The sequence below is a fragment of the Vibrio jasicida CAIM 1864 = LMG 25398 genome (genome assembly GCF_000400365.1).
Taxonomy (GTDB): Bacteria; Pseudomonadota; Gammaproteobacteria; order Enterobacterales; family Vibrionaceae; genus Vibrio; species Vibrio jasicida.
The window spans coordinates 48,049-54,502 of record NZ_BAOG01000018.1 but is presented as its reverse complement, the minus strand read 5'-3'; the positions used below and the strand labels follow the sequence as shown (position 1 = coordinate 54,502).

Annotated in this window: 7 protein-coding genes and 2 pseudogenes; 3 read left to right on the top strand and 6 right to left on the bottom strand. The window is 39.9% G+C overall.

All coding sequences use genetic code 11. From position 1 onward, the window contains the following. Positions 1-596: 596 nt before the first annotated feature. Genes VJL_RS05150 through VJL_RS30305 form a run of 4 tightly spaced genes read right to left on the bottom strand, consistent with a single transcriptional unit; the run spans position 597 to position 2,293 of the window. Positions 597-851 (bottom strand): hypothetical protein, encoded by a 255-nt coding sequence (locus tag VJL_RS05150; protein ID WP_038876190.1) that lies wholly within the window; start codon positions 849-851, stop codon positions 597-599. Between the two features lie 27 nt (positions 852-878). Further along, the gene (locus VJL_RS05145; protein ID WP_038876188.1) at positions 879-1,376 is read right to left on the bottom strand and encodes a hypothetical protein; all 498 of its coding nucleotides are present in this window, start codon (positions 1,374-1,376) and stop codon (positions 879-881) included. Beyond that, positions 1,354-1,887: a hypothetical protein gene (locus tag VJL_RS05140; RefSeq protein ID WP_038876186.1), complete on the bottom strand. Its 534-nt coding sequence runs from the start codon at positions 1,885-1,887 to the stop codon at positions 1,354-1,356. Before VJL_RS05140 ends, VJL_RS05145 begins: the two co-directional genes overlap by 23 nt. Further along, entirely contained in the window at positions 1,880-2,293 is a 414-nt protein-coding gene (locus tag VJL_RS30305) for a hypothetical protein (RefSeq protein WP_038876184.1), read from the bottom strand. The genes VJL_RS05140 and VJL_RS30305 overlap by 8 nt, the downstream gene beginning before the upstream one ends. Before the next feature lie 124 nt (positions 2,294-2,417). On the opposite strand from VJL_RS30305, the gene VJL_RS05130 reads away from it, so the two are divergent. Both VJL_RS05130 and VJL_RS05125 read left to right on the top strand, forming a co-directional pair. Further along, positions 2,418-3,005 (top strand): DUF2913 family protein, encoded by a 588-nt coding sequence (locus VJL_RS05130; RefSeq protein ID WP_038876182.1) that lies wholly within the window; start codon positions 2,418-2,420, stop codon positions 3,003-3,005. 131 nt (positions 3,006-3,136) lie between these two features. Beyond that, positions 3,137-4,168, top strand: a pseudogene (locus tag VJL_RS05125) (IS481 family transposase). A gap of 309 nt (positions 4,169-4,477) precedes the next feature. Here the strand turns inward: VJL_RS05125 and VJL_RS05120 are convergent. After that, positions 4,478-5,194 (bottom strand): beta/gamma crystallin domain-containing protein, encoded by a 717-nt coding sequence (locus tag VJL_RS05120; RefSeq protein WP_050568820.1) that lies wholly within the window; start codon positions 5,192-5,194, stop codon positions 4,478-4,480. 366 nt (positions 5,195-5,560) lie between these two features. Between VJL_RS05120 and VJL_RS28865 the strand changes: the two are divergent. Further along, positions 5,561-5,701, top strand: a pseudogene (locus VJL_RS28865) (IS30 family transposase); the annotation flags it as partial. A 48-nt stretch (positions 5,702-5,749) separates the two neighbouring features. Here the strand turns inward: VJL_RS28865 and VJL_RS05115 are convergent. Further along, positions 5,750-6,244 carry a copper resistance protein NlpE gene (locus VJL_RS05115; protein WP_038876180.1) on the bottom strand — a complete coding sequence of 165 codons (495 nt, stop codon included), beginning with the start codon at positions 6,242-6,244 and terminating at the stop codon, positions 5,750-5,752. Positions 6,245-6,454 lie beyond the last annotated feature (210 nt).

Below are 6,454 nucleotides of genomic sequence, written 5' to 3'. Positions count from 1 at the left end.
AGAAGGGAGGACGCGATTTACCAGCCACTTAGCAAACATAATCGAAATTGCTTTGTGACTATGGCACTGCCATAGGAATGCTTTTGCGCTGGGTGATTGTTCACAGGAACTAAGCCGAACAGAAAGAGGGATGGCACCAAGTGAGGAACGAACCTGGTGCAAAGACCGATTTCGTTTTGAGGCTAGTTATCGTGGGAGGAGCGCAGTGACGGAATGAACTGAGCACAGCGGTGTGCCGCCCAGCGAAAACGCCCAATGTTTTGTGTAAATAGACTTTGTCTGTAAGAATACAAAATAAAGAAAACGGGAAATGAAAAAGTGATGAGCAAGGCTTCAGAAAACCGCCACTACCATGAGGTAAACAACGTAGAGCGAGTAGAATATCCCTGTAAATGTGGTCAAGGTTTCTATCGATACGATCCAGACGGAGAACGCTCAACTCATAACCAATTGCCACATCGATGCACCAAATGTAATGAGCTAGTATTCTTTAGCATCCCCTGCACTTCGCTATAAGGGACGCATATTTGTAGACTGGGAAACAGTGAAAAACCTTAGCGATTGAAGAATAATCGAACATTGCACGGTGATAAAAATCAGCACTTACTGACTTTCAAATTCAATCCAAGAATTAAGGTACTGGAACCATCTTTGTTCGGTATAAACTCCAGCTTATTGACTCTTCTTGAAATCGCTTCTGGTAGTTCTTCTTTAGAGCAATGGAGAACGAATTTGGTCTTAGTGTTCCTATATCGGCTGATAATCCCCTCAGAGATGTACTTGTCGACATCTAAAGCCGTCGAAAAGATTCCTTTTACTCTCCTCAGCTCTTCCAAATCTTTAGAATCCACCTGTACCTCCTCCTTAACTCATCAACATTAAACAACTTGAGAACTTACATACTCTTCATGTACCGAAGCTCTGATCGCTAACATATACTCTGAAGTCCTATTTTTAGGGTTGTTGGCCTTTCTTTGATGACTATCTACGTTATCTAGCCAAAAACACAACCTTTGAAATAACCCACGCCCATATCCAAACTTCTTCCCCCACATAGAAGAGAATGTCTGCTCAAGGCGCTTTAGATAGTCATCATTACTTTCACTGGACCTCATAAGCATAAGATTTGCTGTTTTTATTATGGCTTTGTCCATACTTGCCAATAGCCATACTTGCTCTTGGTCTTTACTAAATAAAGACATCCAGTGTTGTAGCAAAGCTAAATCCCAAGCCGCATTTCTGACGCTTCTTATAGAAGATGATTTCAGCATTTTAGGAACTCGCTGACCGCTAAAGTAAATGGCCATAAAATAAAGTGCGGGTGTACATACAACATAATCTTCAAACATCCATTCAAGCAATTGTTTCATAGTCATTATCACACCTAGAGCGAATGCTTAGTCCCTTTTTGATGACAACAATACTGAATTCAAAAGCTCTCAAACGTTGCTCTGGTTCCAACCCCAATAGCTCCCCAGAACTAAAGGATGTCACTGACTCAAAAGGGACAGAATGGGTACGACTCAGCGCAATATCTAAGTAAATATTTCTATCTAAGTTGTCTGCTGAACGGAAAAGGCTTAGTTCCTTGTCTGCCTGCTCTATTGAAGAGTTTTCAATATATTCGTGATATGAAAGCCCCGGTTCAGACGTAATATCTGCCGTAATAAAAAAAGCTTGTAATCCAGCGGTTATACGATGACAACGACTACGTTCAAAACCTAGTTCTAACTCAATGCCTTTAACTAAATCAATAAGATAAGAAACAATGTTTCTATCAAGTAAGCAGCTTACTTTTTGCTCATTGTTCAATAGATAGTGTTCAAGCTTATAGGTTGCATCCGATTCGATAGCATAAGGGTTCAATAGAACTTGAGACTCAACCAAGAGCTTTTCTATCGAAACGACCTCCGCATACCACCTTAAACACTAAAATCAACGCATAGTAAAAATGCCATGCGTTACGAATCACTCTAGAGTATTTTTTTTTGGTCACCGGAGCTACGACTAGCTTAGGCCGACAAAGGTATGCGCAAAAGGCAAAGAATAGGCTTGATGCCATGATAGATACTCCTAGGCCAGAAGAAGTAATTTTGAATTGACCAAATTCAACTAACATTTCATTAGATGTAGAAGCTACCGACAAAAGTAAGTGTCCGCCAAAATAAATAGCCAAAATTGCAGCGATAACAAGAGTTAAAGAAATTATTGTCTTCCCAATGATGACTATTTTCAAAGCTGTAGAATTTAGCGCAATTTCGATTGGTGAATGGCTATCAGACTTAACTTCCATGTCGTACTCTCGCATTTATTTGGCGTAGGCTCGACGAGTATAACATCAGATGCACAAAACAATGATTGAAAAAACACCGAAAGCCCCCATATAAAGGCAGTTAGTCACATATACAAATTTCACAATGCAGATAAAGAAAGATTTTGATTACTACCACAACCTACATAACGTCATTACTCACGCTCTACTTCATTTGCTGTGCAAGGTGTCAACGTCACAACGCTTTGTCCCAACTCCATTACGCAATGAAATACTTATCAAATACCTCAAACCAAAGCTTGCTGATAAGTCCTTATCGAACATCAAAAAAGACATTAAACTGATGCTAAATATAGCGAGAAAGAGAGGAGGAAACTTAGAAATACGATTACATAAACTGAACTCTCAAGCGAACCGTACCAAGCTCGTAGGAGCTGAAAAGCTCTATAACCTCTTAGTTCACCTTTATGATGCAGAAGGGATCGAATCAAAGCTATACGAAGAAGGAAACGAAGCTGAGCCCGGTATTCTTTATATGCTTGAAGAACAAATCGAACATGGTTTTGATCAGGAACATAAACAGGTCACCCCTCTATCAATGTTAATTCAATCAGAACGAGGGCCTGAGATTGTCGACGTAATCAATGCTCACGGCTTATTTGTGTCCGAAATAAAAGAGTGGAATGCAGAAATAAAACAAGCACACATACTCGTGCACCCAGTTAAAGATTAAGAACAGTTCACATTGGAGGTTCTTGCTTTGATTCATTCCAATAAACCTCTGCTAAGCTCACTTCATTTGTTAGATCTGACACTTCAATTTGAAAAGAAGAGAGTTACCCACTTTGATAAGAGGTAACTCTCATGCTTCATACTAGCAACCCAATAATCAAACACAAAGCTGGCCTACTCAATCTTGCAGAAGAACTCGGCAATGTATCAAAAGTCTGCAAAGTCATGGGGGTATCAAGAGACACTTTCTATCGTTATCAAGAGTTAGTTGAAACTGGTGGTATCGATGCTCTGATTAATCAAAGCCGTAGAACACCAAATCTGAAGAATTGTGTCGATAGTGAAACTGAACAAGCAGTTCTCAAGTACGCCATAGACTTCCCTGCCCATGATCAAGTCAGAACAAGCAATGAACTGCGTAAACTTGGTGTGTTTATCTCTCCTAGTGGCGTTCGTTCAATCTGGCTTCGTAATGACTTAGAAAGCCTCAGAAAACGCCTTATTGCCTTAGAAAGACAGGTCGCTGAAAACGGTATCATTCTAACGGACGAGCAAGTTGCAGCCCTTGAGCGCAAGAAATATGATGACGAGGCTTGTGGCGAGATAGAAACCGCGCACCCAGGCTCTCAAGGCACGTTTTATGTTGGTAACCTTAAAGGTGTTGGACGCATCTATCAGCAGACGTTCATTGATACCTACAGCAAAATCGCATTCGCTAAGCTTTATACGACAAAAACGCCAATCACCACAGCGGACATGTTGAATGACAAGGTTCTACCGTTCTTCGAGGCTCATGAGATGCCAATGCTGTGAATCCTGACTGACCGTGGTACTTAATACTGTGGCCGTGTTGAACAGCTCGATTACCAACTCTATCTTGCCATCAATGATATCGACCACACGAAAACTAAAGCGATGTCGCCACAGACAAATGGTATCTGCGAACGCTTCCACAAGACCATATTAAATGAGTTCTACCAAGTGACATTCAGAAAGAAACTTTATGGTTCAATGCAAGAGTTACAGAAAGATCTGGACGAATGGATGGACTACTACAACAATCATCGTACTCATCAAGGAAAAATGTGCTGCGGCCGAACGCCAATAGAGACATTAGAGGATGAGAAATCAATCTGGGCTGAAAAGAATCTAGCCCAGATATAATCTGACAGGCACCGAGTCGGAAAGTGAGTAACTGTCAGATCAGGTCTGAATTTGTACAGGTAAAACTAGTCAAAGATCAAGAAAAATCTTTTTATGTACGGTTATTTATGAACCGTTCTGAAAAACGCAATTTCCTCCTCGTACGGTATCATCTCTATCCATCAATTAGTGTTCACTTACTGATTTTTATTTTATTAGTTATCAACAATGCACCCCAAACCTGTGCCTTGTATTATCAAATCATTCACACTATCTTAAAATCAAACCAGTCAAAATGGGAGGAGCATCACCTCCCATTTATATATTTATTTAGTCAAAATCAGGCACTTCAGATATAAGAATCACATCAAAAGTATTCTCTCTAACTTCAATAACATTCAAGTTCTCTGGAAAATTATCAAACTCACCATTTTCATGTGAAACTTCAATATCTCCACCATCTTCAACCTTAAAGTAAACTGAACCATTATTGATATATTGACCAAAGTTAGGATCTGAGTTTTCCATATTTCGAGTCGCAATACTTGCAACAATACTTTCTTCTCCATTAGTTGGATTTAGGGTCCCCACAAGTTGATAGCTTTCATTATTCGTACATGAGTATACGTCTGCCCCCTCACCTTCACCGTATACTTTAGAACTCATACAGTATTTTTTACCCGTCTCAATACCATCAACTAAGCGAATTAAAACTCCTTCGACTTCTTTAGGAGTGACCTTAAACTTGGACAAGCCTCCAAGGCTACTAATATCAGGGTTATCTTCTGTCCATTCCTGATGCTTATCGCCAGGTTGGGACTCAGAATAGTGCTTCCAAGCAAACACTTTGGATAGCTGGCCTACTTTCACAGAATGAAAGTAATCATTCAACTCTTTAGGCAAGCTATAAACGCTACCGCTTTCATCATAGAAGTGTGAGTAACCTTCATAATTTTTATTTTTATAAAACTCAGCTCCACTAGGGAAATCAGCTGCAATTGAAGATGTTGTTAAAAAAGCTAGTGATATTGCAATTAGTTTTTTCATGTTATTATACTCCTTGTTACTAATGCTGAAACTTGAGTATTAATGACTTGATTATGACAATCAACCTAACATCATGGTCGTTCATATAATAATGGTTGACACTCCTATTGACATTAACATCCACATATATACTTGATATTTATAATGCTTATATTTTTATCTTAACAATTAACTTGGGTTTAAATTGAATTATACTTCCGCCATTGTGTAAAAATATTTAATAAATAAAATTGACAGTCTCAATGTCGCCTTAATTTAATGATGAAATTATTTTTAATGATTTGAGGGATTTGTTGCGTAAATCGATGGAAACCTTTTCAATGATTTAGCTATCACAACCGCTTTAGGAGAGCCATGCTCAGGAATAGACAGTACTTACCTAAAAAAGCCTCTATGTCACATGTGACACAGAGGCTCTGTAACCAAATAGCTGGAAAGCTAAACTCGCACCCAAGGAAAAGACTTGGGTTCTTTACACCTCAGGAGTATATTCATGCGCATCTGTAAAAAGTGTCGCACTTCAAACTTGATACTAAGGTCGATAACAAGCGAGGATTACTCTTTCTTACGCAATTGATAAAACTCAGCTAAATCACTGGTAATCTTCTCTCCGTTCATGTCGAGCTTTATTAGCATCATGCTACTAAATAAATACTGATTTGGGGCGAGTTCATCGGCCAATGTGACGATATCGCCAGCGTCATTCCACGACAACATGCCTTTTGTCCGGATCGGCGCTTCCCCTTTTTCCTGATAATATTGCTCTAGTATGTAAGTATTGTCGTCACTTAAGACCAACGTTATATCAATCCCGGGGCAATCGGCACAAGGCAATGTCCCGGTGAATGTTCCATTCCAAGCCACAGGGCTAGGTTCTGGCTCGCTTGAAACCAGTTCGGCCTCGTCAATTGCCGCCACAAACGGCGCTTCTTGTAATGTCGAATCGACTTCTATTTCTAAGGACACTTCATCAACAGAATCCTCTTGTGGTTTCTCATCTTGGCAGCCCATTAAGACCATGCTCAGTAAAAGTAAACGAAAAGTGTTCATCCTGATCCTCTTTGTGTTTTTGGTTCATCTCTTAAACCATAGCCCCCCATTTTGTCATCTGCTTGCCTTTTGGACGATTTTCCGTGTCAGATAAGGAAGGTCAACAACAACGTGGCGGCGGTGAGGTAAACCAAAGCGGTGTTCCACTGATGACGTCGGCAATCACGAACGATGAGACGAATTTCGAATAACGTTTTTTCCAGTTTTGTT

Excerpts from the sequence above, each read along its gene's own strand:
- VJL_RS05115 (WP_038876180.1), bottom strand. The coding sequence starts at position 6,244 with ATGAACACTTTTCGTTTACTTTTACTGAGCATGGTCTTAATGGGCTGC.
- VJL_RS05120 (WP_050568820.1), bottom strand. The coding sequence starts at position 5,194 with ATGAAAAAACTAATTGCAATATCACTAGCTTTTTTAACAACATCTTCA.
- VJL_RS30305 (WP_038876184.1), bottom strand. The coding sequence starts at position 2,293 with ATGGAAGTTAAGTCTGATAGCCATTCACCAATCGAAATTGCGCTAAAT.
- VJL_RS05130 (WP_038876182.1), top strand. The coding sequence starts at position 2,418 with ATGCAGATAAAGAAAGATTTTGATTACTACCACAACCTACATAACGTC.
- VJL_RS05145 (WP_038876188.1), bottom strand. The coding sequence starts at position 1,376 with ATGACTATGAAACAATTGCTTGAATGGATGTTTGAAGATTATGTTGTA.